General features: G+C 49.0%; 29 protein-coding genes and 1 pseudogene. 11 read left to right on the plus strand and 19 right to left on the minus strand.

Annotated features, from left to right (window positions below; genetic code table 11):
• Positions 1-803 precede the first annotated feature (803 nt).
• The 4 genes from HWW83_RS24715 (at position 804) to HWW83_RS24730 (ending at position 3633) form a co-directional block, all read left to right on the plus strand.
• Complete coding sequence (locus tag HWW83_RS24715) at positions 804-1742, plus strand: replication initiation protein (protein WP_176589686.1); 939 nt, start codon at positions 804-806, stop codon at positions 1740-1742.
• Between the two features lie 9 nt (positions 1743-1751).
• Positions 1752-2204 carry a hypothetical protein gene (locus HWW83_RS24720; protein WP_176589687.1) on the plus strand — a complete coding sequence of 151 codons (453 nt, stop codon included), beginning with the start codon at positions 1752-1754 and terminating at the stop codon, positions 2202-2204.
• Between the two features lie 231 nt (positions 2205-2435).
• Positions 2436-2801, plus strand: a complete 366-nt coding sequence (locus HWW83_RS24725) for a DUF2726 domain-containing protein (RefSeq protein WP_176589688.1) — start codon at positions 2436-2438, stop codon at positions 2799-2801.
• 10 nt (positions 2802-2811) lie between these two features.
• Positions 2812-3633: a HEPN domain-containing protein gene (locus HWW83_RS24730; RefSeq protein WP_176589689.1), complete on the plus strand. Its 822-nt coding sequence runs from the start codon at positions 2812-2814 to the stop codon at positions 3631-3633.
• Positions 3634-3829: 196 nt separating this feature from the next.
• Here the strand turns inward: HWW83_RS24730 and HWW83_RS24735 are convergent, their stop codons facing one another.
• The 4 genes and pseudogenes from HWW83_RS24735 to HWW83_RS24750 form a co-directional block, all read right to left on the minus strand.
• Positions 3830-4147: a hypothetical protein gene (locus HWW83_RS24735; protein WP_176589690.1), complete on the minus strand. Its 318-nt coding sequence runs from the start codon at positions 4145-4147 to the stop codon at positions 3830-3832.
• A 172-nt stretch (positions 4148-4319) separates the two neighbouring features.
• Positions 4320-4967 (minus strand): AAA family ATPase, encoded by a 648-nt coding sequence (locus HWW83_RS24740; RefSeq protein ID WP_158524131.1) that lies wholly within the window; start codon positions 4965-4967, stop codon positions 4320-4322.
• Positions 4968-5564: 597 nt separating this feature from the next.
• A pseudogene (locus HWW83_RS24745) lies at positions 5565-7247 on the minus strand (Tn3 family transposase); the annotation flags it as partial.
• 41 nt (positions 7248-7288) lie between these two features.
• Positions 7289-7993, minus strand: a complete 705-nt coding sequence (locus HWW83_RS24750) for an IS6 family transposase (protein ID WP_176589691.1) — start codon at positions 7991-7993, stop codon at positions 7289-7291.
• 823 nt (positions 7994-8816) lie between these two features.
• On the opposite strand from HWW83_RS24750, the gene HWW83_RS24755 reads away from it, so the two are divergent.
• The 5 genes from HWW83_RS24755 (at position 8817) to HWW83_RS24775 (ending at position 14152) form a co-directional block, all read left to right on the plus strand.
• On the plus strand, positions 8817-9497 hold the full coding sequence (locus HWW83_RS24755) for a helix-turn-helix transcriptional regulator (protein WP_176589692.1): 681 nt from the start codon (positions 8817-8819) through the stop codon (positions 9495-9497).
• Between the two features lie 105 nt (positions 9498-9602).
• Positions 9603-10292 (plus strand): DUF1120 domain-containing protein, encoded by a 690-nt coding sequence (locus HWW83_RS24760; protein WP_176589693.1) that lies wholly within the window; start codon positions 9603-9605, stop codon positions 10290-10292.
• A 91-nt stretch (positions 10293-10383) separates the two neighbouring features.
• Positions 10384-11091, plus strand: a complete 708-nt coding sequence (locus HWW83_RS24765; protein WP_176589694.1) for a fimbria/pilus chaperone family protein — start codon at positions 10384-10386, stop codon at positions 11089-11091.
• Positions 11092-11107: 16 nt separating this feature from the next.
• Positions 11108-13543 (plus strand): fimbria/pilus outer membrane usher protein, encoded by a 2436-nt coding sequence (locus HWW83_RS24770; protein WP_176589695.1) that lies wholly within the window; start codon positions 11108-11110, stop codon positions 13541-13543.
• Positions 13544-13552: 9 nt separating this feature from the next.
• Positions 13553-14152: a DUF1120 domain-containing protein gene (locus HWW83_RS24775; protein ID WP_176589696.1), complete on the plus strand. Its 600-nt coding sequence runs from the start codon at positions 13553-13555 to the stop codon at positions 14150-14152.
• 323 nt (positions 14153-14475) lie between these two features.
• On the opposite strand, the gene HWW83_RS24780 is transcribed toward HWW83_RS24775, so the two are convergent.
• Positions 14476-15291 (minus strand): SprT-like domain-containing protein, encoded by an 816-nt coding sequence (locus HWW83_RS24780; RefSeq protein ID WP_176589697.1) that lies wholly within the window; start codon positions 15289-15291, stop codon positions 14476-14478.
• 518 nt (positions 15292-15809) lie between these two features.
• On the opposite strand from HWW83_RS24780, the gene HWW83_RS24785 reads away from it, so the two are divergent.
• Entirely contained in the window at positions 15810-16115 is a 306-nt protein-coding gene (locus tag HWW83_RS24785; RefSeq protein ID WP_176589698.1) for a hypothetical protein, read from the plus strand.
• Positions 16116-16536: 421 nt separating this feature from the next.
• Entirely contained in the window at positions 16537-17394 is an 858-nt protein-coding gene (gene yjeJ / locus HWW83_RS24790; RefSeq protein WP_176589699.1) for a YjeJ family protein, read from the plus strand.
• A gap of 84 nt (positions 17395-17478) precedes the next feature.
• Here the strand turns inward: yjeJ and HWW83_RS24795 are convergent, their stop codons facing one another.
• From HWW83_RS24795 to HWW83_RS24860, 14 genes are all read right to left on the minus strand, one after another.
• Positions 17479-18261, minus strand: coding sequence for a tyrosine-type recombinase/integrase (locus HWW83_RS24795; RefSeq protein WP_255326681.1), 783 nt, complete (start codon positions 18259-18261; stop codon positions 17479-17481).
• A 780-nt stretch (positions 18262-19041) separates the two neighbouring features.
• Positions 19042-19200, minus strand: coding sequence for a hypothetical protein (locus HWW83_RS24800; RefSeq protein ID WP_176222044.1), 159 nt, complete (start codon positions 19198-19200; stop codon positions 19042-19044).
• 1 nt (position 19201) lies between these two features.
• Positions 19202-19489, minus strand: a complete 288-nt coding sequence (locus tag HWW83_RS24805) for a hypothetical protein (RefSeq protein ID WP_085337711.1) — start codon at positions 19487-19489, stop codon at positions 19202-19204.
• Positions 19490-19501: 12 nt separating this feature from the next.
• Positions 19502-19753: a hypothetical protein gene (locus HWW83_RS24810; protein ID WP_097103362.1), complete on the minus strand. Its 252-nt coding sequence runs from the start codon at positions 19751-19753 to the stop codon at positions 19502-19504.
• 55 nt (positions 19754-19808) lie between these two features.
• Positions 19809-20024, minus strand: a complete 216-nt coding sequence (locus HWW83_RS24815) for a hypothetical protein (RefSeq protein ID WP_176589700.1) — start codon at positions 20022-20024, stop codon at positions 19809-19811.
• Between the two features lie 280 nt (positions 20025-20304).
• Positions 20305-20508 carry an Hha/YmoA family nucleoid-associated regulatory protein gene (locus HWW83_RS24820; protein ID WP_176589701.1) on the minus strand — a complete coding sequence of 68 codons (204 nt, stop codon included), beginning with the start codon at positions 20506-20508 and terminating at the stop codon, positions 20305-20307.
• Between the two features lie 71 nt (positions 20509-20579).
• Positions 20580-21017: an H-NS family histone-like protein gene (locus HWW83_RS24825; RefSeq protein WP_176589702.1), complete on the minus strand. Its 438-nt coding sequence runs from the start codon at positions 21015-21017 to the stop codon at positions 20580-20582.
• Complete coding sequence (locus HWW83_RS24830; RefSeq protein ID WP_176589703.1) at positions 21017-23167, minus strand: type IA DNA topoisomerase; 2151 nt, start codon at positions 23165-23167, stop codon at positions 21017-21019. The genes HWW83_RS24825 and HWW83_RS24830 overlap by 1 nt, the downstream gene beginning before the upstream one ends.
• A 24-nt stretch (positions 23168-23191) precedes the next feature.
• Positions 23192-23557, minus strand: a complete 366-nt coding sequence (locus tag HWW83_RS24835) for a hypothetical protein (protein ID WP_085337680.1) — start codon at positions 23555-23557, stop codon at positions 23192-23194.
• A 28-nt stretch (positions 23558-23585) separates the two neighbouring features.
• Positions 23586-24293, minus strand: coding sequence for a hypothetical protein (locus tag HWW83_RS24840; RefSeq protein ID WP_176589704.1), 708 nt, complete (start codon positions 24291-24293; stop codon positions 23586-23588).
• Between the two features lie 11 nt (positions 24294-24304).
• Entirely contained in the window at positions 24305-24835 is a 531-nt protein-coding gene (locus HWW83_RS24845) for a restriction endonuclease (RefSeq protein ID WP_176589705.1), read from the minus strand.
• A 107-nt stretch (positions 24836-24942) separates the two neighbouring features.
• Positions 24943-25233, minus strand: a complete 291-nt coding sequence (locus HWW83_RS24850) for a hypothetical protein (RefSeq protein ID WP_176589706.1) — start codon at positions 25231-25233, stop codon at positions 24943-24945.
• A gap of 169 nt (positions 25234-25402) precedes the next feature.
• Positions 25403-25870, minus strand: a complete 468-nt coding sequence (locus tag HWW83_RS24855) for a conjugal transfer protein TraL (RefSeq protein ID WP_176589707.1) — start codon at positions 25868-25870, stop codon at positions 25403-25405.
• A 35-nt stretch (positions 25871-25905) separates the two neighbouring features.
• Positions 25906-26298, minus strand: coding sequence for a cag pathogenicity island Cag12 family protein (locus HWW83_RS24860; RefSeq protein ID WP_218035874.1), 393 nt, complete (start codon positions 26296-26298; stop codon positions 25906-25908).

The raw sequence follows: 26298 nt of genomic DNA on the forward strand, positions 1-26298 counted from the left end.
AATTGTTTGTTTAGGGTGCCATCTAAGCTTCAAAGGTGAACGCCTATGCCGTTAAAGGTGAACGCCTATGCCGTTAAAGGTGAACGCCTATGCCGTTAAAGGTGAACGCCTATGCCGTTAAGGGTGAACGCCTATGCCGTTAAGGTGAACGCCTATGCCGTTAAAGGTGAACGCCTATGCCGCAAGAGGTGAACACCTATGCCGTTTGAAATAGCGAGCGTATGAAATACCGGTTATAGCCAGTTTCCAGGCCGATTTTTGAACTGCATTGGTCGCATAATAATCTGATATATATATCAATCTAGCAGATCGGTTTGTGGGTTAGTTACCTGTAAGGGCGATAAGCTTGCTCATAATAGATGTATTGCTTTGTTTATAAAGTATTTTTATTGAAAGGTGAACGTCTATGCCGTTTGTTCTGCTCAGGATCCAATGAAAAGGTGAACGCCTATGCCGTAGCAGGCGAAGCGTTAAAGGTGAGGAGCCATGCCGTTCCAGGTGAAGTGTTAAAGGTGAGGAGCCATGCCGTTCCAGGTGAAGTGTTAAAGGTGAGGAGCCATGCCGTTCCAGGTGAAGTGTTAAAGGTGAGGAGCCATGCCGTTCCAGGTGAAGTGTTAAAGGTGAGGAGCCGTGCCGTTCCAGGTGAAGTGTTAAAGGTGGGGAACTGTGCCGTAATAGGTGAAATGCTAAAGGTGGGAAGCCCACCTTTAGCCACCCACCTAAAGGTGAACTTGTTTTTCTTGCAAAGTTCACCTTTAGTGTTATTGTAGTTTTATCGAATAGAACAAAACAGGTTTGTACGGATGAAACTTCAAAATGTGACGCCAAAAACAAAGATCAGACATCGGAATGAAATCAACTCAACGTTCTCTATGCTTCCCTTATCAGCCCGTAGAATCTTGTTTATGGCTATTGCGCAACTAGATTCAAAAAAGATGCTTGAACAAGGACAAACGTTTAAAATTACTGCAAAAGAGTATTCAGTGATAGCTGACGTGGACATATCTGTTGCATATAAACAGCTTAAAGAAGGTGCTAGTGAATTGCAGACCAGTATCATTAGCATTCCAAAGAGTCAGCTTTTAGAGCCATTCGCGAGAGCTGGGGAACCTTTGTTACCAAAAAAAGGCAAAAAGTCACCAGCTGATACTATACGATCCTTAAATTTGACTGAATATTGTGACTACGCAGAAAGTGAATCATCTATTGAACTTAGTTTTACTCGGTTCATTGAACCTTACATTTGCCGTCTGAAAGATAATTATACAACCCAAGTGCTTCTATCAACAGTTAGGCTTTCAGAGACGAATGCTAGTTCGCTCTACCAGCTTATTAGAAAGAATATTAGCATTGGTAAGAGAAGCTATTTTGATATAGAGGTTGATGAGTTGAAGGATGAGTTGAATCTTTTTAAGATTGAGGATGATGAAAAATCATACTTCTATCCAGACTTCAAAATTTTCAATCGAGCTTTTTTGAAAAAGAATGTAGCTTTGATTAATGAAGTGACTGAGATAAAAGACCTTGATTTTTCAATTATAGAAAAGGTTGCGCGTAAGGCATCAAAGCTTCGTTTTACTTACTCAGTAAGCAAAGAAAGTGAATCGGATGATGATTTTTCTGACGAAGTGCAGGACACCGTTGCAAAAGAAGAATTAAAATCTAATCGCCCGCATTCAAAACGTGATATCAATGAGATTTCCGAACCGGATACTCAGATCCCGCCGGGGTTTAGAGGTTAAGGAGAATGTATGTCTAATATCTATCAGTTCCCGCAAGGCAAAGACCGACAGCGGTTTAAATCGGCTGTTAAACATGCCAGGAACGAACGAAAACGATCGGAAGCAAAAAATACGCTCTTTTCCTGGGTAGCGGCTGCGTGGTTCTACTCTCGGCTTTGTGTCGCTTTTGCAATGACAACCGCCGTTCTCTTCGTGATAAACCTCCTGTATTCTTTTAGAAAGGTTCTCACGTTTCTGACGGTAGTTCTTGGGCTGATCCTCTACTACACAACTTACGAGCATCATTTTTATAAAGGGAATGATTTTACCCTGCTCTTTTGCATCGGGCTTGTTATCATCGCGCAATCGGGTTTGGGGCTCAATTTTTTGATGATTCGATACCAACCCTTTTTACGGCTGTTTCGAGTTAACGATACGAAAGGAACCAGCGATCACAAACGTGTGAGTAGTGAGGAACTATGAGCGTATCTCTCAGTTTTTATGTAGCTGATTTAGCTCAAAGCCGTTGCCTATTCGTGGCCTCTATCCCTGGAAGAATGGGGTTTGATGACAGCTCTGTACGTGCATGTTTAAAGAACGATGCAAGATTGGCAAAGTGTTCCCGTTTGACGTCATTTCATTCCGTCAACCGTTTCCACTTTGCCAACCCTGCCGGTGGCTCTCGGAGTTGCTACGCAACAAAAGGATATGAAGATGGATTACCAACAGCGCAACCTACTAACTGATGCAGAGAAAGAATTCTATGTTAACCTGGTGCAGCTTTGCCCCCCAGGAACGGTAATTTTCAGCAAGATTAAGCTCGCTGAAGTTGTAAAGCCAACGGCTGAATCTGGAACTGATAAGTTTTACGATGATGTAAAGAAAATCCTGAGTCATACTCTGGATTTTGCTGTTTATGATTTGAATAGAAATTATACCGTTGCAGTTATTGATTTTCAAGGTAATAGAGCTGCAAATGAAGAACGGAAAACATTCCTTACTTCTGTTTTTGACCAGTTATCAGTAAAATATATTTGTGTAGAGAGTGTTGCGGAAGCCTATTTAATCGATATTTTTTAATGAGGGTGCTATGGGTTTAGTTAAGAGTCAATTAGACGACATGCAGGAAGAAAGGAAAGATGATTGGATACGTGATTACATGGGGCTTGATGAAGACGATGAGCTCGATGAGTTATCCACCGATTATCTTGAGGCTGAGTATCAGTATCAAGAGCTTCAAGATCATCTAGCTGATGAAGCTTGGTATCAATTTGAACTGGAGCAAGAGCAAGAACGAGAAATCGCATGGTTGAAGCGTAATCCACATCTAACCATTTACAATCAATATTTACGCTCCTTGAATTCCGTTCTCTCTTTAAACTCCATCCAGGGGAATGAAGCGCTTTTGAAAATGCAAGTGGCCTACTGCGTCACTATTTTAGAATCTTGCCTCAGTGAGATGCTTAAGTCCGTTGTTTTGTCATCCAGGGAATTTTTAGAAAATGCCGTTACCAACGTAAAGGATTTACAGAACTCTACTGTTTCTTTGAAAGAGGTACTTAAAGAAAGTAATATCATCGAAAAGCGGGTAATGAACCATCTATCTGAGTTGCTTTATCACAACATTCCAAAAGTGTTAAATACTTACCAGGCAGTTTTAAACGCTCCTAAACCCAAAGGGCTCCAACTTAGTGAAGTGATAAAACTTACATCACTTCGTCATGACATAGTTCATCGTGATGGAAAATCTGTAGATGGAGTTAAAATGTCTCTATCAGAAACAGATGTAAATGCCTCAGTGAAACTAGTTAGTGAATTTTTGACTGGTGTCAGTCAATACATTACATCAGCTGTTGATGAACGGCATCAGAAAATAGAACAGCAACGTTTAAAAGAAATTCCGCCATTTTGAGTAATGCCCCTTTCGGGGCTTTACTTACCAAGCATCCATTTACAAATCGCTGGTATTCCTTTCCCAATGATTACGATAGCAAAGACAAGATACAAAGTGATGTATGCTGCATAAAACAGCATTTCAGACCATGATGTTTTTTGAAGAATTTCGATTATGTGGTTTACTAAGTCCATGTAACCCCCCCTTTTCTCTGTCAGTTCCAACGCCCTGGGCTTCGCAAACTAATTTCGCCTAGCAGCATTAGTAGGTCGTTATCATCTAATTTAGCCAGGGTTTTTAACGCAGCACGAATAACGTTGGTTTTTGTCGCACCGGTTCTCTTGGCGGTGTTTTCTACGAAATCCTTTTCTCCTTCGGTCAAAGTAAACAGCGTAGGTTTAACTTTCTTACGCGTCTCAGGGCGCTTATCCCCTTCTCTGATAAACGATGTTACCTGCTCATTCTTATCTACTGCCTCGGATTCTGAGGCAGGCTTACGCATTGGTAATTGTACTTTTGGTTTTGTTGACATAATTATCACCTATTTACTTTTGACAAATAAACATAAAAAAATAAGACTTATGAGAGTGTACATGTAACCGGTAAGCATCACTCCATCACTGAATTTCAGTAACGCGAGTACCGCGTATGCAACTGCTGTGATCACCGATATGATAGCGAGCATTTATCATCCTTTCTCAATATCAAAATATCCCGACTTCATGGCACAGTAATTCAATCTCACCCTTAGCTTGGCCGTCTTTTGCTTCATGCACGCCCTGCCCTGCGTTAAAGGTTTTGACGTACACGGTACGCTCGCCGATGCGCTGTTTTGTCGGCTGTAACCAATACTCATCGCTCTTAAGCATATTAGCTAAATCGGTGGCGTCAGTATTCCCGCTGCGCGTTGAACAACGGTTAAAGACCAGGTGCGCTTTCAACGAAGGGTTGTGCTTTTCCTGCGCCGTTCTGACGGTTTCCGTGAGGGCTGCGATGGAGTCGATCTCCGATTGCGAGGACGGCTTTACCGGCGAGAGTAAAATATCGCTCACTGTTAGCGCTGAGCGGAATTCCTGGCTATCGTGACCGGCAGTATCAACCAGGACGATATCGTAGCGCTTGTTCAGCTCTGTGAGCTCTTTACGCAGATCGCCGTAGGCTTCTACGAACGTGAAGGATGGCAAACCGGCATCCTGGCGACGTGCATACCAGCTTTTCAGGCATCCCAGCTTATCGGAGCCCACCATAGCGATGGTTTTCTTCGTCATGTGACGAACCGCTACGGCAATATTGGCCGCTTTTGTTGATTTCCCTACGCCGCCTTTGTGACTACCAATCAGAACAATCATCATGACCTCACTCGTTAGTAATATATTCGACATATGCAGATTAGCATTTATCAGATATATGTCAACACCAATATGTCAGATATATTATCAACAATATATCTTCAATATATTCACTACGGGGTTAGCTTGTGCTTCACTTACGGTGCGAAGAAATCTGTTTCAGGTCAGGTGTTACCAGCAGGCTCTGAGGTTGAGCCCCTTGTCACTGATAAGCTGGCGTAAGTGATGGCATTAGAGGGGGTTAGGTGATGATGGTAAAATAGCTATGAATGATGTAACTAAAATAGATTGCAGATAAGGGGGCGTTGCCCCCTACTATCTTTTATAGATCCATCAGGCTGCTATGGGCTCGTTTGTAGTCATCTATCTTTCGGCGTAACTCGTCGCGCTCCCAAGTCATTGCGCTTAGCTCTCGTCTGAGTCGTTCTATCTCGTCACTGTGGCGCTCATACGTCATCAATGACTTGAGCAGTGTCTGTGAAGCGGTTTTCTCCCCTAGCCGCTTCCCAACTGCCTCTAGGGCTGTATCATGCTCTGGCTGTGTCCTGATCGTTAATGTCCCCATCTTGGGGTTCTACGCCGGAACCGCCGAAATTTCCGTTACCCCAGTTTCAGCCCGGCAACCAGCGCATCCAGGTCAATAATTCCATCGCTGCTCTGGAAGGTATAATGCCCGTTCAGCAAAATGTGTTGCCAGGCCACCGGTGATATCCGCGCCAAAGCCTCAATGCCTTTGGCATTGCCTTCCGCTTCCAGTCGTTCCAGCAATCGCGACAGGATCGCCGAGTTGTAATACACGATCGCGTTGGAAATCAGCCGCCCGCACTGGTTACTGATGTCTGTTTCAATGTCATTTTTCCCGGTTAACTCCTTCTTTCCGCCGACTTTGGCCACGGCGGCACGCAGCTGGTGATAAGATTCAATCCGATTCTGGGAACGCCGGATGTTGCGTTCCAACTGCGGATCGCGCAGATACTTCAGCGTGTAGATACTGCGGACCAGCCGGTCATATTCAAATAGTGCCTGCCGGGTCGGATTGGTTGTGGTGTACGTACACAGTTTGCGGACCAGCGTCCCCTGCGTCATTTCTTTCAGCCCCAGCGTGGCGACGATGCGATCGAGATTGCTTTTCTCGCGGATAATAAGGTCCCGGTCAATCTGGCCGGCGGGCTGGATCAGGCATTTTTTATAGGCCGCCGGGTCTCGGATGCTGTACAGCTCCTGCAACTGCCTGTTCAGGTCCGTAAAATGGGGTTCAAAGCGCAGGCCAAACCAGTGCAGGATTGCAAAGTTGGCCTTGTTGATGCTGTGCATGTCGCCGGTGATGGCCGTGGGTTTCACCTCTGAGGTATTGCGGTACCAGATATCAAAGACATGGTGAGCTTCATAGTCGTTTGTGCCAATCAGGTAACCGTTGATCGGGATGTGGTTACACAGCAGCGTGTAGGCCACCATGCCTTTACCACGGCCGAAGTATTTACGCGAATGCCGGGCCTTTACCGTCGGTCGCTCAACGCCAAACTTCTGCCCGTCAACGGCACCATAAAGCGTTTCCGGATCAAACGAATAGTACGGGAAAATCGGCAGTGCCTCTATGGCATCGGTGATGCAGTCATTGGCCGTTACCAGTGACGCCAGACGGAGGTACTGTTCGTACGTGGTTTCCAGCACATGGAACGGTATATCGCTGGTTCGTGCCATCACAGGATTACCGTGATTCATTGCCTGGGCAACGATGACTGCCATCAGGCTGTCTGCATCGGCATTCTTTTTGGCATAGCGGGGCTGCAGTGGCTTCATGGCATGAAGAAACCGGCACTGGCTGTTAACAAACCGGAAGACGTCGGTCACATCGCAGAATGGCAACTGCTCATAAAATCGCTTCTCCTGCGTCTTATGACGGCTGACCACGGACTTATGCCAGGTCAGTTTCTGCGTTTCTTTATCGTATTCCAGATGTTTCCGCTTCCCCTGCTTCAGCTCGCGGTTGAAGGCTTTCCACTGCCGATGCAGTTCGGACTCCAGCGCCCTGAGCTGCGATTTAACCGGCTTTTGCAAAAACGGGATATTCATTTCAGCCAGTACAGCGGCCTGTTCCCCTTCCGGTACCAGTTCATCAGAAAGATGCCGGTGGCGTAGACTGTCATTGAGGTGGAATTCCCCCGCCTGAAAACGCTTTCTTATCTGGCGGTAGAGCCAGAACTCATAGCGCCCGGCGTTCAGGCCTGTGGGCTCGCCATCCTCGCCGAACTCCAGCAGATATGGGCGCAGCGGTACTGTTGCAAAGTTCGTGACGAGGTAGCCTTTTATCTTATTTAAAGGCCTTACATTTCAAAAACTCTGCTCACCAGGTGCATCTCGCCCAGGGGATCACCATAATAAAACGCTGAAGCCTGGCCTTTGCGCAGTGCACGCATCACCTCAATACCTTTGATTGTGGCGTAAGCGGTCTTCATGGATTTAAATCCCAGCGTGGCGCCGATTATCCTTTTCAGCTTGCCATGATCGCATTCAATGACGTTATTCCGGTATTTAATCTGTCGGTGCTCAACATCAGAAGGACATCGTCCTTCGCGTTTAAGTAGAACGAGCGCACGGCCATAGGTGGGGGCTTTATCCGTGTTGATAAACCGCGGGATCTGCCACGTCTTCACGTTGTTGAGGATTTTACCCAGAAACCGGTATGCGGCTTTGCTATTACGACGTGGGGAGAGATAAAAATCGACGGTGCGCCCCCTGTTGTCGACGGCACGATACAGATAAGCCCACCGGCCATTCACCTTCACGTACGTTTCGTCAACGTGCCATGGGTTCAGGTCGGAAGGATTACGCCAGTACCAGCGCAGTCGTTTTTCCATTTCAGGCGCATAACGCTGAACCCAGCGGTAAATCGTGGAGTGATCAACGTTGACACCGCGTTCGGCCAGCATCTCCTGTAGTTCACGATAGCTGATGCCGTATTTACAGTACCAGCGTACCGCCCACAGGATGATGTCACGCTGAAAATGGCGGCCTTTGAATGGGTTCATGTGCTGCTCCGTCAGCAAAAGATGACGATGAGTTTATCACCTCCAGATTTTTGCAACAGAGCCCTATTTTCTGTTTCACGCCCAACGGTTTACCGAACACTTTCGCGGCATAAGCCAATTTTGGAAATTTAAAACCGAAGAAAGCAGCCCCGTCAGCTGGCTGCTTTATCAGATTATTTATTATCGTCGGACAGCTTTGAGGGTGACATCATTCTTAAAAGAAAACACAGCGAATTCCTTAACCGGTTTACCTTCTTTCAGGAAACCAAAGATTAAAACCTTATCAACAGTAGGGAACAAATCCCTAATGTTTTACCGGTGTATGTTCTGATATTTAATGCATACTGGCTAGACTCATTTATAGAAAGGTAAAAAACAACCATTAACCGTGATAGGGAAATAGCTGAAAAGCTCATAACCTGGAGAATTTTCGTATAGAGGTTATGCCACATGACTCAACACAATCATTTTCAGAGATACTTTTTTATTTTACTAAAAGATAACGAAAGACGCGTGAAGTATCTCTCCACAGACGAAAATGAAAAAAAAGTAACGTCAAAAACCATTACCTTGTTAACGACTTGTCGCGCTCCCCATATTAGAAATAAGAAACCGCGTTTAAAATTCGTTTACCAATAAATGACTGTAAAATATGAGAATATCGTTATTTAACGATCTGATATTGTGTAATTTAGAGTTTAACAGGATTTTATCCTAAATAAACAAAAATAACGATCTAAAATATCGAGATAACTAGACAGAATAGTGCATTGATCTGTATTATACGTGTCGAACACAACGCTTCTCCTGTGATGGTGGAGGTATGAACCGCATTGGAAATCCAATGAAAGCCAGAGAGACATGTAAGTCAGTTACGAGGAGAGTTGCAATCTCTAGCCCTTGCAATTTCACCCTTTACGGGATGACTTATGTTACACACAAGCATGTGACGTCCTTATTTAAAAATCATGAATACCTGGCAATTTATTCAAACTTTGACAGCAATGTTGAGTTTGATGATGTATTTATCCATGTACGCACGAATGCAAGTGCGGAGTTGGGATTAATACAAAAATTTATAACGTTACGCTCGCCGCCACGAATCATTGTCTTGGTGGATAATGCACATGTACCTACTCTGAAATTGCTTCGTGCTATGGGTCTTTTTTTTATTGTTTCACTGCGTGACTCATTGAGTAATATTGATAAGCTTCTTCAGGACTCTTCGATAGTGCGTTATATGAGCGCGGACTTGCATGCTGTTATCAAGGCGATTCAGCCAGCTCCCGTCTGGGCTGCGGAATGGGACGCTTTCGTTGGTGTTCAATATTTAACACCAACGGAAACGGAAATCATCCTGGATTTACTTCAGGGCATATCACCCTGGCAGATAGCTAGAAAGCGGTTTGTTTCGGTCAAGACTGTCAGTACGCACAAGCTTAACGCCCTAAGAAAAATGGAACTCCAGGGGCTCAATGAATTTTTTATCATGCCTCGTCGTTAAATAACGCGAGGTCGTTGACCGCGGAGAGGAAAGTTTCTCACCGTGCCTGCCGGCCAGGAATTTTCTGCCGGCTTTACCCATAAATCCACATGAAAGGGATACATCATGATGAATGCAGTCAAGAAAACCGCCTGCGCCCTCGCGGTGCTGGCCACCTCAACCGCCGTCATGGCCGAGAGCATTGATGTGAAGGTCATCGGTACCATCACCCCGACGGCCTGTAAACCCACCCTGAGCGGAGGCGGTACCATCGATTACGGCACCATTAATCCTAACACGCTGAAAAGGGACGATTTTACCGTTCTGGCAGAAAAACAAATCGATTTCGCCATCACCTGTGATGCGCCGGCTAAAGTAGGGCTTAGATCAATTAATAATCGGCCTAGTACATTAGCTGGAGTTAGTAATGATGATAATTATGGTAATGCTCCAGTTGAATTGCTTGGCAGAAAAAACCCTCCGAGTTACGGATTAGGTTTGGATAATAATAAAAGAATCGGTGGCTATTCTTTCAACATAACATCGGCAAAAGCCGATGGAGAAAAAGTTAAAACTATATATAAAAATGACGATCAGACCAGCTGGAATAACTCTAATTGGGATTTGATGATGCAGTGGAGACCCACCCAGACGACCTATTCCTGGTCCAAATCCAATTCGACGAACCCAGTCGCCTTCACTACTTTGGCTGGCACACTGGGCGCCCAGGCCTACATCAACAAGGCCTCCGAGCTTGACCTCACCAAGCCCGTCAAACTGGACGGCCTGACCACCCTGGAGCTGGTCTACCTGTAATTCACCTGTTGACCGGGCCTCGCGCCCGGTCTTTTTTCGGTCGTGACCGGCCATTTTTTCTTTTCGCTTACCGACACGGATGATTTCTCGCATGAACCTCTCTGCTTTTTGTGCGGCCTCCGCGGCCGCCCTGTGGTTGTTCTCGGCCTGCGCCCAGGCGACGGGCGTGCTGCCCGAGTCGTCGGTGGTTATCGTTGAGGAAGGCGATGGTGAAGGTGCCATCAACCTGCAAAACACCGACAGCTTTCCCGTTCTGCTGCTGACCACCCTGCAGGATATCGAACAGGACACCGAAAAATTGCTGCTCGTGACGCCACCGGCGGCCCGCGTTGAACCCGGCAAGACCCAGCGCGTCCGCTTCATGCTGACCGCCAAAACGCCGCTCAAAACAGAGCGTCTCAAGCGCGTGGTGTTTGAAGGCGTGCCCCCACAGGAAAAAGACAAGAACGTGGTACGCATGACGGTACGCCAGAACCTGCCGGTCATCATTCGCCCTGCCGACCTCGCACGGGATGAAGCGCCCTGGAAACGTCTGATATGGTCACTCAAGGGCGGGGTCCTGAGCGTCAACAACCCGTCTGCGTATGTCGTGCGCCTGGGCCAGGCGGTGACCACGCTGCCTGACCAGGCGACCTGGATGCTGCCGCACACCTATGTATTGCCGGGCCAGCAACTGACGCTGACTCGCCAGGCGAAACGCGATGACGCCAACACCGGCGCGGCCGGTAAAGTACGTATCTCGCCGGCCACAACCTGGGGCTTTACCGTCGACAGTTATGAAGCGCCACTGGCGCCGTAAAAAGAGGGGTGACAGGATGTTGCACGCGATACACGACTCTCGTTGCCGGCCGCTTCGACGTCTGCTTCCGCTGTTGATTGCCGCACTCTGCGCCGGCCATGTCGAGGCAGCAGATGAGCTTCAGAACCACGATAACCTGACCTTCGATACCGGCGTGCTGAGCGGTCGCGGTATTGACCCTGCCATTGCCGCCCTGTTTGGTCAGGCTCCGCGCTTTCTGCCCGGTGAAAACACCGTGTCACTCTCCGTCAACGGCAATGCTCGCGGGCGGGTGCGGGTGAAATTTGATGAGGCGGGTGTGCTTTGCGCCGACCGCGCCTTTCAGCGTGCCGCGGGGCTGGTATCCCCCCCAGGTTATGCTGACGGCGCGGCCTGCTTTGACCTGCGCCGCGCCTGGCCGCAGGCCGAGATACAGCCCGAACCGGGTGAAGGCAAGGTTATTCTGGTTGTCCCGTCCGAAGCGCTCAGTGCACCCGATACAGGAGACGGTAACTGGCAGCACGGCGGCGTGGCCGGCATGCTCAACTATGACGCGCAGTATCTGAGTTCCTCCGGCGGCGCCGGCGGGCTCAACTTTGGTCAGCTGGGTACCGAAGCCGGATTCAACGCCGGTGACTGGATAGTTCGAAGCCGCCAGACCTTTACCCGCTTCAACGGTGATGACCGCATCAATCATCAGGCCGCCTATGCGCAGCGCAGCTTCGTCGGCATTAAAAAGGTGCTGCAGGCCGGTCAGGTCAGTCTCTCCAACTCGCTGTTCGGCACCGGCCAGGTGCTGGGCTTTCAATTGTTTCCCGAGTCGGCGCTGACATCGGGTCAGGGTGGGGCCGGACTGGTCGAAGGGGTCGCACAGACGCAGTCCGTGGTCGAGGTGCGTCAGTCTGGCGTGCTGGTTTACAGCACCGCCGTGCCGGCCGGGCCTTTCCGGTTACAGGGGTTCTCCCTGCTGAACACCCGCACCGACCTGGAGGTTACCCTGACCGGCAGCAACGGCGAGATACGAAAGTTCATTGTTCCGGCCGCCACCTTGCTGGCGCGTGCGCCGCTGGTCTCTCCGGGGCTGTCGTTCGGCGCCGGCCGACTCGAGCAGCAGGACGGCAAGGCGCCACTGCTGGGCACGGTGGCCTCCGGCTGGCAGCTTACGCCATTTACCAGCCTGAATGCCGGCGTACTGGGGTCAGCGCCTTACCGAGCCGGTTCGCTGAACCTGGATACCCAGCTGTGGGAACCGACCCGCCTCAGTCTGCAAAGCACCCTGGCACAGGATGCGGACCACGGCAATACCGGCACCCTGCTGTCTGCTCTGCTCAGCCACAGCCTGAGTGAGCGCCTGAGCGTCAACGTCAACGGGCGCCAGCAAACCACGGGCTATCGTGAGCTGAGTGATGCGCTGCAACGGGCCGACCAGGACAACCCCAACAGCCAAAGCCGCAGCCGGTATCAGTGGGGCAGCGGCGTCAACTGGTCGGCAGAGAGGCTGGGAAACCTGTCACTGTCGTGGGCACGTAGTACCACCTTTGCCGGCAACAACACCGATTACCTGCGCGGCGGCTGGAGTCGGCAGTTTGGCCGTGCTTACCTGGGCGTCAGCCTTGAACACAACACCGGCACCCTCAGCGGTCAGGCGGATGACCGCCTGTACGTGTCATTCAGCATGCCGCTGGGCGAAGGGCGTGACATCAACAGTTACCTGAACACCGCCAAACGCAGCGCCCGTGCCGGCGTTCGCTACAGCGACCGCACCAGTCAGGACCGGGGCTGGAGCATTGCCACCGACCGCGACCTGCGCAATAACCGTACGTCGGTCAGTGGCAACCTGGACTTCGTGACGCCGGTCAGTCAGTTGAACGCCAGCGTCAGTCATGACAGCGATAACTATACCAGCTGGTCGACGCGTGCCGGCGGCGCCATTGTATTGCATGAAAACGGTATTACCCTGTCTCCCTACCGCGTGGCTGACACCTTTGGTATTGCGCGGGTGGGGAAAGAGTCCGGCGTTCGGCTGGATACGCCGGCGGGGCCGGTATGGACCGACTGGCGCGGATATGCCGTGATACCGACGCTGAACGGCTACCGGCGGTCGGCCATTCAGGTTGATACCCGCAGCCTGGCGAAAAATGTCGACATCGGCAACGCCTGGCAGGAGAGCGAGATGGCCCGGGGCGCCATCGGCCGGGTGGACTTCGATGTGCTTCGCACCCGGCGCGTGCTGGTCGGCACGGCAATGGCTGATGACAAACGTCTGCCGCATGGCGCCAGCGTGTTCAGCGCGTCGGGTGAACTGGTGACGGTGGTGGGCGACGACGGCACGGTCTTCGTGCCGGATGCGACGCCGGGGATGCGCCTGGAGGTGCAGAGTTCCGGCAAGACGGTGTGCACGATGCAACTCGACCTGCCGGAGAAGGCAGACACCACAGGCCTTTATGAAAATGCCACGGCGACCTGCCGTTAAGGAGAAACGATGAACATGTTTTGGAGGCGGTGGCTGCTGGCCCTGTTGATGGGCGTCACGGGTGCCAGTGCTGCCGACCCCATCATACCCCCTGGCCTGGAAGCAAGCCCGATGCCGACATTACCGCCGGATACGCGCTGCAGACTGTCGGTCAGCAATCCGGTGGTCGATTACGGAATGATGTCACGCTGGCAATTGGAAGATATCGGGGCCGGCCGCGTCTCGCCGGGGACACGCTCGCTGACCGTGAGCGTGGTCTGCCCCTACTCGCGAACATTGAGCCTGCGGGTCGAGGGCGAGGACCATGACGGCGGATTGCGCTACGGTGAGCATGGCACCACACGCATACGCCTGTTGGATGCGCAGCTGGACGGCAATGCGGTGGAGCTGCGCACGATAACGCCGGCCGGTGTTATCACGGAGAGCGGCGGGCAAAGACTAGAGCTGAATGCTGGACAGCGGTTGGCGCCCGTGATGCAGGGAAGACTGGCGGAAGGCAAGATGTTGACTGCCCGGCTGGATATACAGCCGGTACTGGCGGAGGACGATGCGCGCGTCAGCAGTCGGCAGCGCAGCGAAACGATGCTGACGCTGACACTGGACGACTAGTATAAGTAAAGGCCCGGCAGTCAAAGTGATGTTCTTGTCAAGGCAGGTATCGCAAGATACCTGCCTTTCCTTTATGAATGCATCGGCCGATTACAGGTGAGACGGTTAAGGTACATGACATTACCTGTGCGATATGGCTTTGGAGGATTGCCCCTCCCCGTCTATAAAACTGGGGTAACGGAAATTTCGGCGGTTCCGGCGTAGAACCCCATCTTAATCTCCTTTGATAGTATTCTGGCGGTCGGCGCCTGGTTCCGGGTGGCGATATTGCCGTCATTATTTCGTTGGCCATCGCGCCGGCGCCGCCACTTTTGATAGCAAATCTACTGATCGACGTCTATGAATGCGATATTACAATCACCGCACAAGAGGTTTAGCCCAGGCTTGCCCCAAGCCGCCGCCCCACATTCCGGGCAAACGTGCTTGTGTCGCGTCTTTGGCTTGGGTTGCAGAACGACACCCGCGACCTCGCCCCCATCCTCTTCATCATGGCTCTGCACTGACGGCACTAACGCCAACGTTAAGAGACGCTCAACTCCAGCTTGTCCGTCTGAAACGGGGTGATCTTGAACAGCCTGCGCCAGCGTTTCTCGCCACTGCTCAATAATCGGCGTTAGGTCTTTGGGCTGTTCGACCTTAACCGGGAACCGATCAAACCAGCTGAGCGCAAAACCGGAACGAAACAGCTCAAGCGTTTCTTTCATGAAGCGGCCGCCGGGGATAGGGTAGTCGTTCATCGATTGCCCGACTTTATTCCCCCCAGGCTGGCCGGTTGAAGACGGCATAAGGCCGACCAGCTCCATTTTTGCCGCCCACTGCGCATTGTGATAACCCTTTCTTGACGGGTTGCCAAAATGGAACTGCCACATGTGGCACTGCTCATGCACTAACGTTTGCATGACCTCGATCAGCGGGTAGACCGGGAAATACTCTGGGTTGAGAGCAATCTCATCTATCTGTGTACCGTCCGCCGGTGACACAAACCGGTTACGGCTGAAATAGCCCATCGTGTTCTTCCCTCGCTGGAACGTGATGAGGCAATCCGGCAACTGGCCGTCAAATAGCCGTTGGTTGTAGAAGTCATACGCCTGTTGCAGTTCAGCATAGGCACGTTCCGTAGCGCGGCTAGCTCTCTCCATCGATGCGTCCTTTTTTGTAATGTACAAAACAGATAATGACACAGAGTAATGTTTTGTACAATACATTTTGCTATCATTATTAAAGCTTACGCCCTGGGCTGGGTGTTGATTTACTATCATTATTATGTGCATCGAGGCGCTGCAGCGAGTTGATTTGATAGCTTTAAAGGAGCATTTCATTATGTAATGCCCTCTAACCTATCCCATTTGACTACATTTTGATTTGCGTTATTCTATTGGAGCTGAGCTTACTCAGCTGGATGAAGCAGACAGATTTACCCTGTCATCCCGCTACCAGCTTCCGTTGGTCAGGCCAAGTCCGGTAAAGGCGATTCTGAATACCAGAGAACGCTCTGGCGAAACCCACCTCAAGGTGGGTTTTGTTATTTTGGGTACACCGATCGCAAGTCAGGGATATATCCGATATACGTCGGACATATCTCATATCTAAGGTTGTTCTGTCTTTATGAGCTTGTGCTATGATTTAGCTGTACATGCATACAGTGGTTATCATTATCATGAAAGACGGCTACAACCCTTTTCAAACGACCGGCATCAACTTCTTCCGGCACTGCGATGAGATGATCCAGGTTGTCTACCTGGGCGCGTTTCTGGAACGTATAGAACCCGGTGCTTTAATTTTCTTTCAACGCCTCGACGGCCTGTTCTGGATGGGGCGGGTATGGCCTGAGCTGTTTTGGTTTGAGCTCGAAAAGCCCATCACAGTCATGGAAGGGCTGACATTTCTTTCCCAGCAGCACTACATGCGGATACTTCACGAGAAGGAAGGGGATTTTGTTCATCAGCATGAACTCCCCTTTTAGATATATATCAGACATATTGATATATCTGATATATAGTCAATCGAGAGCTACCTTGCTTGAAGGGGCTGGCTTCGCCTTTGTTGCTCGATGGCTCAAGAACAAGAACAACAATGAGATCCCAACCCCTACCCACTTATCGGGATAAGATGAAAACAGGGAGATAAAGAAAAGCCATCCATAGATGGAATACAGGGCGATTCTCGCAAAGATATTATCCATAGGTTCCTCAGTTCGTTAAAAACACACGAAGCCTGAATGTACAAAAAAACATCGGCAATAACAACGCGCACACATCAATATGCACGGAATATGTCTGATATATTGATATATCGGATATATCTTTTACTTGTCTTAACAGTTGCTGCATTTTTGCTCCCCCAGGTGCTACCATTGGTCAACGTTAACCGATAAGGAAAAGAGCATGGAAAACAGAGTGATTGGGTTAATCACTGGCGCTATCAAGAGTGAAGGGCAATTCCTGGCACTGGCAACAAAAGTGCGTCTCGAAGATGGAAGGGATGAGGTGTTGTACTTTGCATTCCCGAAACTTAAAGGTCTGTTGTTTACCCTGCAAACCAAACTGGGCTTGATGCAAGAAAGCGGCACCTTTAACACGGCACAGACCAGCCAGGAAACCGATCAGGAGCAAGCCCGGTATCGCCAGCAGGCCATGACGTTCACCGACGAGGAACTTAGCACACCCGACGCCCAGAAAGGGGTAGTGTCGATTTCAACGTTACCCGGAGAGGGGTTTATCACTCTGGATATCGCACGCATAGACGGCCAACGTGTCAGCTTCGCTATTCCTGATGCCGCCATTGAAATCTTTACTGGCTATATCCTGCATACGCTAAAAGCCGCTGGCGGCGATGCACTTATGTCGCACGCTATCTCAAACCTGGACTTCATGGGGCTTTACTCGGTGGAATACGGCTCGAACGGGGAGCTGGACTACGAATTTTACAATCAAGATCCGTGGCAGATGAGCGCACTGAAGCACCACATGGCGATCTTGTATACCGTCAAGAACGGCACCAGGCAGGAAGTCAAATGTGCGGCCATCGTGAAGACGTCCATACCAAGCGGGACGCCGGAAACGCTCGATATGGCTAAACGCGTCTCAGACGCGCACCCTCGCCTAGCCGCATACCAACACAAATTCGACACCATTCACACCCACCTCCTACATAATCCATCCGATCAACCGATGGAGCTGGACGCGGCGCTTGATGTGTTGTCGCGGTTATACCTTCGTCATGCCTCCGCAGGTAACGCTTAAGCATATATCTGATATATTACTATTGACATACATCGGATATATTCCATTCAAAATATATCCGATACATCACCTAGATAATATGTGTTATATATCTTTGATGCTCATCAGCGCCATCGCGTCTTCCGGCTGCATCGAGAACGTCAACCCCAGGTCGCGCGTCACATCCAGGGCAAATATCTTGGTATAGACTTCCGTACTCTCGATACGCTGATGTCCCATCAGCGCCTGCACCTTCTTGATATGAACGCCGTTCAGCAACAGATGCACCGCGTAGCTGTGCCGGAACGTCTTCGGCACGATAGGGCGTACCGAGAAAGTTACCCCGTCACGCTCAGCACGACCAACAGCCGCCTTTAACCAGTTACGCGGGGTTTCACTGCTCTTGAATCCCCAGATCGGCGTTGCTCGCCGCGTCATCAGCTTGAACGTCGCAATATACTCCTGCACCCGCCGGACATAGGCCACATCCGGCAACGGCACCGCGCGCAGCGGTGGCAGCTTCTCTTCCTCTTTCTGGCTTTCCAGGGAAGGGCGGCCAACACGCCGCCGGGGTGCCTGGCGCTGCTTGAGGGTGCGCAAGCGAACAAAGGGCATCAGCTGATCGTGGAAGAAAAAATCGTTCGGGGTCAGCGCAGCGGCTTCGTTCGGACGTGCGCCGGTGTTCCACAACGTCTCGAAGAAAAGCCGCTGATGCATGTCGGGAAGATAGGAAAGCAGAACGGCCACTTCCGGGGCGAGCAGATAGAGCGGCAGATCCAGACCGGCGGCGATCGCCACTTCGCGTAAGCGAACGGCGTGCTCAAACCCCCACATCGGGGTGATTGCGCTACGCGAATTCTGCAAAACGGCGGGGGGTAGAATACTCAATTTTTCAATCTCCGCAATCTGGTCACTATTGCATCACCCGGTCATCAAAATCGATTGCCGGTCGCTGGTGTGGGTTAATTGTGGCAGAAGGACGGGAGTAGGGCGATGGGAAAAATTCGGTGATCGGTCAGAATGGGATTTGGGGAGTTTCCTGACATATGCCAGAAAAACCCAATATAGCCAGGAGGGAAGCCGGGCGAACGGGACGCCCGTCGCCGTTGCCCGGCAGTATCAGCGGTGTGCAGGCACTTGATACCACAGGGATTATAACGCGTAAGGCCAGGGGAGGGGAGCGATTGGGCTCTTTGCCGGTAAAGCCCAATTGGCGCGGCACTATCAAAAGGGATCGCCCTGTGAGGGGAGTGATACACCAATCAGCCGAAGGATAAGGCCACGCCACCCTTTGTTAGCCTGCTGGTTTATCTTATAAAGTTTATTTCGTTCTTTTATGATCTTTTCCCATTCGGAACATAACGTTATATCATCGAGATCGGTTATGTGTTTAACTTCACCATTAAACACAACCGTGTTAATACCATTTCCAATATTCATCATCTTATCCAGTAATATAGCCGTTGTAAAACTCACTTTAACTTAGAGACGAGTGTTTTCATAATAATCATGCAAACAATCAATATAACTGAAACAATCCCAAGACCAGCAATAAAAAAATTATAAGGTTCAGATAAGTACAATGCACGAAGTGTCATTAACAAGAACATAAAAAGTAAAAAAATCAGTGCCGTATAGCTCATAGTTAAACCTCTTCCTTATGTAACACTATCTTTTTATTGGATAATGCTTGTCTTGCGTTCTTCTCTCTTGTTCAAGGTTCTTTGTTTTGTTGCTAACTTTTCTTTGCAGCAACAAGTACACAATATACACCAAAGGCATTAAAAACAAAAACACCGGTAAAATCCACATATCAATGTTTTCCATGTTAATTCCTTTCTCTCATAGCAAATATCAACATACATATAAACAGCATAAACAAGGCGGCGAGTGTTGAACCATATACAATCGCCAAAGCTAGCTGCGGATTTCCGCTCCACAGCTCTTGATCATGATAGATACCGACTGATGACATAGCGGACAATACAAGGTAAGAAAGGAAACATAAAAATGATGCGGCATTACGCTTTAGATAAAGAATAGTGATTAGGTAAAGCACGAACAGGATAGGCACTGATAAAACGACTGCCTGAGAAAAAAATTGTTGTATTTGCATCGTCAATTCCCTTTAGGAAGCAAACAAATAGTTTACACCAAAAACATAAATCGCCGTGACTCCGAACATAAACCCATATAAAGAGATCCAATAGATCGGAGGCTCATCATATACATCTCTAGAAATGATGGCTTCTAGCGTCAAAATCAAGTAAGCGATAAACATAGCTGCGTACATGTTAAAGCTTTCACGCCAGAACGTGAACCATATCCAGGGAACCGCTACAATAAGAGCCCCCAGAAAAATAAGTCGAGACAAAAACATAAAAACCTCCTTTTTCGAATCACAAAGATGATGATACATCGTTTGATATCTTGATTCAACTTATTCCTTTATGCATATCATCAAATTTCTCTTTGAATTTGACAACTTCATTATAGCAAAACTTCCTTTTGCGCCATGCAGCATTATGGATACAGAGGGGGAGTTGAAGCCCTTCAAAAACACCATCACTTTTGAAAGCAAAAACCAATTCTCCTTCGTCAACGCCTAAGAGCGCTGCGAATTGAGCCGTGTCTAGGGTTAGTCTTGTCATAGAAGGTACCGGGATTATGGGATGTAGCCGCCAGGCGGCTTTCTGTTACCCACGAACTCCACAATCGCCCCTGATAGCCTTGCACCGGCTATCAGGGCGCTCCCGTTCGCGGAGGTGGCTGGTTGGCCTCTCCGCTTCACTGGCTTCGCTCATGTGGATTTGTGGATAACAGGTGGTGATAGCATTTAAGCTGGCTGCAGCTGCTGACCAGGCGTAAAAATGGTATCAAAAAAGGGTTCGACCGCTGGTCGGCCGCCGATAGGATGATAGTAAAGTGGGGCTACTTCACGTACTTCCAGGCAGACGCCGGGACTTTATCGAATATGCGTCCAACCGCCAGTTCTGCTTTGCGGTGATCATACGCCCCGAGGAAAAACGCCACATCATTATCATCGACCTTATCCCGCATATGTTCATACATGCGCTCTAACGTATCGATGTTACTTGCCTTGCGGAACTTGAAGAGAAAGGATTGTTTTCCCATATGCTCACCAAAAAAAAATCCGACACACCGGGATGTGTCGGATATATATCATTACATATATTATCGAGTTATCACTGATTTTGTAATGGGATCAAGAAGCTGTCCAGCGACTTACCCTGATCCAAGGCATCTTGAATTGGTCGCGGTTTACGGCCAACGCCTGACCAGTAATGCATTGCACCGTCTTGCTCATATTGATATTTAGGTGCGCGTTTTACGCCGGTTTTTGATTTCTTGCTCGAACTGCCTGATGATTCAATACCCAACAGCTCACTAGGGTCAAAACCTTCTGATTGGATCAGCTGAAGCAGTTCAAGGCGTTTCGTTTCACGCTCTGCGCGCTCTTTCTTTTCACGCTCAGCATCTTCACGTCGTTCGTCGATTACAATGTTCAGTTTTTCTTGCATTTCGATCAACAGATCGAAGTCAGTTTCACGTGCAAACGCGCGTACTGAACGGATGTTAGACAAAAGACCTCTAACTTTGGTGTAAGTGTCATTCTCGCTCATCACTTCCCCTTAGATTTTTTAGAAAACTCGAAGCCCAGCTTACCTGTAGCTTTATCCTGCAACACCAGAATGGCGTCGAACTTTTTACCCGCACTACTGGTGAAACCTTTAATCTCGCTTGATTTGCCTTTCTTGAGGATGGTTTCAACCTGATTTGTTGTCAACTTTTTCTGAGCTACCGTTGACCAGATTTTAAAATCACACCCCGTACAGGCAAAGAGTTTTGGGCGAACCATGATCTCGTTATCGCAGTTCGGGCATTTCTCGGTGAGTCGAGGGATTTTACCTTCTTCCCTTTTCTCGCCTTTAATTTCGCCTACATTAACGTCTTTAAGTTGCTCAGTCAAAAATTCATATAAATCGTTTACGAACTGATCAACAGTTAAGGAACCCTCAGCAATCTGCAATTGTTGCTCAAACCAAAGTGCGGTCATATCAGGCTGCGTTGCCACTTCCGGCAACGCATCGAAAAGCGCCAAACCGGTGTCGGTGGGGATCAACTTCCCTTTTTCAACAGTGATAAAGTTGCGTTTCTTCAACGTCTCAATAATCGTGGCGCGGGTTGCCTCAGTACCGATAGAACCGTGAGCCTGATCGTTGTCCTTGTCCTTTTCTTTAAGCAGCTTCTTAATCTCGGGATTATCAACAAAATCAGCGATGCGTGTCATCGCCGAGATTAAACTGGCTTCATCAAAAAGTTTTGGCGGTGTGGTTTCTTTCTGCTGAACAGCAGTTGAATCGCAATTCCCATCCTGGCCGACCTGCAATTGGCTGACGGTTTCAAAAGCCGTTTCAACCGTGTCGTCCTCTCCCACTTCTTTCGGCTCTTTCAAATACGCCTCAAAGCCCGGATGCACGTCCTTAATCGCTCGGTAGGTGAAGGTATGGCCGTTAGCTTCAATGCGCCCTGTAGCCTCCTGGAAGCGCTTAGGCGGCATGAATTGAATAAGGTACTGCTTGGCTATGGCCGTATAAACATGCCGCTCATCGACGCTCAGTTTGTCCAGGTCAGGGACGTTATCAGTCGGAATGATTGCCGTATGTGCTGTGACCTTGCTACTGTTAAACGCCTTGCTCTTGCGGGTGGTGTCTACATCAGCATCAGCAAAAGCGGGACTGGCTTTCAATGCGGCCACCACGTCCGGGGCTTCGGTAAACTGCTCATCGGACAAATAGGCGCAATCAGAGCGGTTATAGGTGATCGCCTTGAATTTCTCACGTAATCCCTGCGTGACTTCAAGCGTTCGAGCGGCAGACATGCCGTGATCGCGGTTCATTTTCTGCTGTAGCTTGCTCAGATTAAACGGCAGCTTTGGCGCGGTTTCTTTGTCCTTAACCGATGCGTCAACCACTCGCGCCGCTTTACCGTTCACCGCTGCGGCCAGCTCGTCCACATAGCTTTTCTGGAGTACATGCCCTTTTTCATCAACCGGGGCGTCTTCCGGGAATTGCAGGCGCGCAGTCAGGCTACCGGCACCGAATGTAAACGAGCCATCGAGCATGTAGTAATAGGACTTACTGTGCGCCTTATTAGCACGCCAGCGCCGAACGATGAGCCCCAGGGTTGGCGTTTGGACACGACCAACCGACAGCACACCACGATAACCCTGGGATTGCGCCTCGATACTGTATGCACGGGTTGAACTTAAACCGTAAATCTCATCCCCGACGCTGCGGGAAAGCGCCTTGAGGTAATCACCGTGAAACTCTTTGTTGTCACGCAAATCAGCCAACGCTTTTTTAACGCCTTTATCGGTGTTGTCGTTAATCAACACGCGCTTTACCGGCTTATCGCAGCCGCTATAAATCAACAGCTCATCAACTAATAGTTGCCCTTCGTCGTCCGGGTCGCCAGCGTGAACGATGACGTCAGCTTGTTTAATCAAGTCGAGCACTTTGGTTACATGCTCAACCTTATCCGGCGCAATTTCATATTGCGGGGGGTAAAGTTTTAAAGGTAAATCTTCTTTGTTCCATTGTTTATACGCCGGGTTATACACTTCCGGCTGCACCGTTTGTAAAACATGACCGAACAACCAGGACACTTTATCGTTACCGCAATCAATATATGCGCCTTTATGGCTACCTCCGCCCAGGGCGGCGGCAATGTCTTTAGCTACAGCTGGTTTTTCTGCAATAAAAAGTCTCATTTGTTATTCCTAGATTATAATCGTTTAAATGACAGGGAATGAAACTCTTACTTCTTCAATATCGTTATCTTCCCACACGTCCCAAAAATCACTCGACTGATGGTAAAATCCGTCGATCGCGTAAAGTTCCTCATCCCGCTCCCTGGTGATCTTTACGTTGTCCAGCATAAACTTCTGGAATACCTTATCCCCTGGGTCAATAAACCCTGTAAGATAAGAAGTGTCGCGATCATTAAATATTGACTGGAAATCATGAGAGTTTTTGAAAAGACCAGCGAGAATTGAAAGAGAATCTTTATCGGTGAAAGCCATCCCGCCTACCTCTCCATATTCACCGATCAACAAACTCACATAACACTTACCGTTAAAATTTACGTTTTCATATTGCATGTAACACCTCAAAAAATGATGTTTATCTTTATTTAAAAGTCAATTTATAGGGACACACAGGGAACGTTAGCCAACTTTCCAGAAATCTCTCCGATTCTGAATCCCAATAAAAGTAGTATCCCGATGTATGAAACCAGATAGGGGAGCCGTCAATTTCGCCTATCTGGTCAGCACCCTTTTTCAACTCATCGACATAAAAGTCCGGCTCATGTGAATCCATAAGATTCTTTTCAACAATTTCAACACGAGACAGTGAAACGATTTCATGCCGCAAGTCTTCTGGATCAACAACCTCCCCCGTTTTCATATCTATGCCAAAAGAGACAGTTGCCCCTGTCATCGTTTTCTTGATGAATTTATTCCACAATCGCTCATCGATACTGACAACATGCTCACAAATGCATTTCAAAAACGACGACTTCATGCATTCCAGCTCAAACGCGTTAAAACTGGCATTCAAACCGTTAATATTTACCATTGGCACGATTTTAGACAATTCAACTACTGCATTGCGTACCCTTTTTACTGTTAAGCCAGCAGTAATATCATTACCCACAGACGGGAGGTTATGAAGGGCTTCTGATACGATCAGAACCGCCTTATTAACGGTTGTAATATCCAACCCCAATTCGTTTCTAACCAAATAGCGAATTAATTCAAAACCGCTTCGACCTAATCTAACGCTTGCTTCGGATTGACGGTTCAACCTTTTAAGCATTCGGCGATCCAGTTCCATAACGACCTCACTTAAGTAATCGAAAAGGGGATATCTAAATCGATGAAGTCCAGCAATCGGCTACCGGAGAGCATCAAGATTTTAGGGTGGTTGTTAACAAGGCTTTTAGAACCGCTCGACGTTCGTCCTGTGTGGCAGAAAATACCCCTGCACTGAAACACCTCGATCAGCTCGATAAAGTCCTCTACATGGCGCTTGTTGATTTGATTGCTATAACGCTTGGCCTGGATGAAATAGAGCTCGCCATCGTGCCAAACTTTGCCGTCAATACCGCCATCACCGGAGTAGCGTTTGTTGCGCTGGATCTTGAAGCCACGCCGTTCAAAGACTTCGAGTAACAATTCCTCAAACGTATACGGGTCAATCTTTCGCAGATACGCCAGGCGCTGCCCTGGATGCGGTATCTCGCTGAGTTTCGCCAATACCCGGCCAGCCTGGCGGATCTTGCGGCGATGCCGCCGCGTTCTGCGCCGCCAGGACAACCAGGTGAAAAACAGCAACACAGCCATAAAGGCTATGGCATGGAGTAAGTGAAAATTCATCGTTGCATTCGCTATCAAAAGTGGCGGCGCCGGCGCGATGGCCAACGCGAAAATGACAGTATTTTCTTTGCCTGGTCAGCTGCAGCTGAGAAAGGTTTGCTATCAAATCATGCCTTATCACTTGCGTCTGGAGCATAAACATGCTCGGCGGCAAGCGATTCGGTTAGACGCTTGATAATTTCATACCTGAGACTTCGGAAACCCTTCTTTGCCGATTCGTGCAATGCGTTAAGCATCCACTCAGGTAACTCGGTTCCTTCGTTTAACGTGGGGTTATTTAGAACATCAGTGAGAAGAAACCGGACATGTCCTTCTAGAGAACGCTCATTTTTTTGAGCATCCGTCATCAACTGTTCGAATAAATGATCTGGAAAATTCCTGCATTGGATTTTTGCCACAAAAATAGCCCTCTATAGAGAAAAGCAACATAGCGTTATCCACAAATCCACATGAGCGAAGCCAGTGAAGCGGAGAAGCCAACCAGCCACCTCCGCGAACGGGAGCGCCCTGATAGCCGGTGCAAGGCTATCAGGGGCGATTGTGGAGTTCGTTGGTTAACGCGGTGCATCACCAGTAGTACGTTTCGCCGACCTTCTTCCCGTCGATATAAATATCGACGTAGTTTTTGCTCCGGCACCCTGGTGGGTAGTGGTTCCCGTTATTGATTATGCACAGCTGATCCCGTTTGAATTCGGCGGGCTTGGTTTCGTACTTGGTACACCATTCATCACCGTGACCATGCGCCCAGCGGACACACTCTTTACGTTCTGGAAGCCATGCGCCTTTACCCATACTGGCGTCGCCGCTGCTCCCACTATCCACCGCACAGGAAGAAAAACTCGGCAGCGGAGACTTACCCTTCTTGAGCCGCTTTAACATCGCTGAATGCGCACCGCCACACCCATCAGGAAAACCACCAGGTAGGCAAAGCCAAATAGCGCATTCATCTTGTGATGCCGCATAAGCGACTTTAGGCGTAAATCCAGACATCAAAAAAAGGGCGGACAAAGCCAACCCTGCAAGCAAAGTTTTCATTTTCACCTCTAGATATGATTACTACTGAAAGGTATTTAGCGAGAGAGATAAATATCCGTATTTCGACCAGACCAACTGTATTCGCTCTTTTGATATCTGATTACCCCCTTAGCACCGTGCGTGCGCAGCCACGATTTCGCATTAAAAAAATCATCGGCATTATTGGCCGTCACCATAACAAACGGCGAATGAACCACTGCATAATAGACGTCTACGCCATACGGCGTATCGGTGGAAAAATTTCGTATAACACGCGACCATTTCCCGTCTACATGTGGTGCCGGGTTAACAACATAATTTTCACGCCATTCCGGCAGCGTTCCGTTCATCGCTGTCGGTGTCTTATCCCAATCAACAGGCGTCGGAGGCGGCGGAGAAGAACACCCAGCGAGCAGCCCCGACACCAATATCAATTTAATCAGCTTCAT

The sequence above is a fragment of the Serratia ureilytica genome (genome assembly GCF_013375155.1).
Taxonomy (GTDB): domain Bacteria; phylum Pseudomonadota; class Gammaproteobacteria; order Enterobacterales; family Enterobacteriaceae; genus Serratia; species Serratia ureilytica.

What these genes read in the sequence shown, in the direction of transcription:
- HWW83_RS24715 (WP_176589686.1), top strand. Translation starts at nt 804, where the DNA reads ATGAAACTTCAAAATGTGACGCCAAAAACAAAGATCAGACATCGGAAT.
- HWW83_RS24720 (WP_176589687.1), top strand. Translation starts at nt 1,752, where the DNA reads ATGTCTAATATCTATCAGTTCCCGCAAGGCAAAGACCGACAGCGGTTT.
- HWW83_RS24725 (WP_176589688.1), top strand. Translation starts at nt 2,436, where the DNA reads ATGGATTACCAACAGCGCAACCTACTAACTGATGCAGAGAAAGAATTC.
- HWW83_RS24730 (WP_176589689.1), top strand. Translation starts at nt 2,812, where the DNA reads ATGGGTTTAGTTAAGAGTCAATTAGACGACATGCAGGAAGAAAGGAAA.
- HWW83_RS24735 (WP_176589690.1), bottom strand. Translation starts at nt 4,147, where the DNA reads ATGTCAACAAAACCAAAAGTACAATTACCAATGCGTAAGCCTGCCTCA.
- HWW83_RS24740 (WP_158524131.1), bottom strand. Translation starts at nt 4,967, where the DNA reads ATGATGATTGTTCTGATTGGTAGTCACAAAGGCGGCGTAGGGAAATCA.
- HWW83_RS24750 (WP_176589691.1), bottom strand. Translation starts at nt 7,993, where the DNA reads ATGAACCCATTCAAAGGCCGCCATTTTCAGCGTGACATCATCCTGTGG.
- HWW83_RS24755 (WP_176589692.1), top strand. Translation starts at nt 8,817, where the DNA reads ATGAACCGCATTGGAAATCCAATGAAAGCCAGAGAGACATGTAAGTCA.
- HWW83_RS24760 (WP_176589693.1), top strand. Translation starts at nt 9,603, where the DNA reads ATGATGAATGCAGTCAAGAAAACCGCCTGCGCCCTCGCGGTGCTGGCC.
- HWW83_RS24765 (WP_176589694.1), top strand. Translation starts at nt 10,384, where the DNA reads ATGAACCTCTCTGCTTTTTGTGCGGCCTCCGCGGCCGCCCTGTGGTTG.
- HWW83_RS24770 (WP_176589695.1), top strand. Translation starts at nt 11,108, where the DNA reads ATGTTGCACGCGATACACGACTCTCGTTGCCGGCCGCTTCGACGTCTG.
- HWW83_RS24775 (WP_176589696.1), top strand. Translation starts at nt 13,553, where the DNA reads ATGAACATGTTTTGGAGGCGGTGGCTGCTGGCCCTGTTGATGGGCGTC.
- HWW83_RS24780 (WP_176589697.1), bottom strand. Translation starts at nt 15,291, where the DNA reads ATGGAGAGAGCTAGCCGCGCTACGGAACGTGCCTATGCTGAACTGCAA.
- HWW83_RS24785 (WP_176589698.1), top strand. Translation starts at nt 15,810, where the DNA reads ATGAAAGACGGCTACAACCCTTTTCAAACGACCGGCATCAACTTCTTC.
- yjeJ (WP_176589699.1), top strand. Translation starts at nt 16,537, where the DNA reads ATGGAAAACAGAGTGATTGGGTTAATCACTGGCGCTATCAAGAGTGAA.
- HWW83_RS24800 (WP_176222044.1), bottom strand. Translation starts at nt 19,200, where the DNA reads ATGGAAAACATTGATATGTGGATTTTACCGGTGTTTTTGTTTTTAATG.
- HWW83_RS24805 (WP_085337711.1), bottom strand. Translation starts at nt 19,489, where the DNA reads ATGCAAATACAACAATTTTTTTCTCAGGCAGTCGTTTTATCAGTGCCT.
- HWW83_RS24810 (WP_097103362.1), bottom strand. Translation starts at nt 19,753, where the DNA reads ATGTTTTTGTCTCGACTTATTTTTCTGGGGGCTCTTATTGTAGCGGTT.
- HWW83_RS24815 (WP_176589700.1), bottom strand. Translation starts at nt 20,024, where the DNA reads ATGACAAGACTAACCCTAGACACGGCTCAATTCGCAGCGCTCTTAGGC.
- HWW83_RS24820 (WP_176589701.1), bottom strand. Translation starts at nt 20,508, where the DNA reads ATGGGAAAACAATCCTTTCTCTTCAAGTTCCGCAAGGCAAGTAACATC.
- HWW83_RS24825 (WP_176589702.1), bottom strand. Translation starts at nt 21,017, where the DNA reads ATGAGCGAGAATGACACTTACACCAAAGTTAGAGGTCTTTTGTCTAAC.
- HWW83_RS24830 (WP_176589703.1), bottom strand. Translation starts at nt 23,167, where the DNA reads ATGAGACTTTTTATTGCAGAAAAACCAGCTGTAGCTAAAGACATTGCC.
- HWW83_RS24835 (WP_085337680.1), bottom strand. Translation starts at nt 23,557, where the DNA reads ATGCAATATGAAAACGTAAATTTTAACGGTAAGTGTTATGTGAGTTTG.
- HWW83_RS24840 (WP_176589704.1), bottom strand. Translation starts at nt 24,293, where the DNA reads ATGGAACTGGATCGCCGAATGCTTAAAAGGTTGAACCGTCAATCCGAA.
- HWW83_RS24845 (WP_176589705.1), bottom strand. Translation starts at nt 24,835, where the DNA reads ATGAATTTTCACTTACTCCATGCCATAGCCTTTATGGCTGTGTTGCTG.
- HWW83_RS24855 (WP_176589707.1), bottom strand. Translation starts at nt 25,870, where the DNA reads ATGAAAACTTTGCTTGCAGGGTTGGCTTTGTCCGCCCTTTTTTTGATG.
- HWW83_RS24860 (WP_218035874.1), bottom strand. Translation starts at nt 26,298, where the DNA reads ATGAAGCTGATTAAATTGATATTGGTGTCGGGGCTGCTCGCTGGGTGT.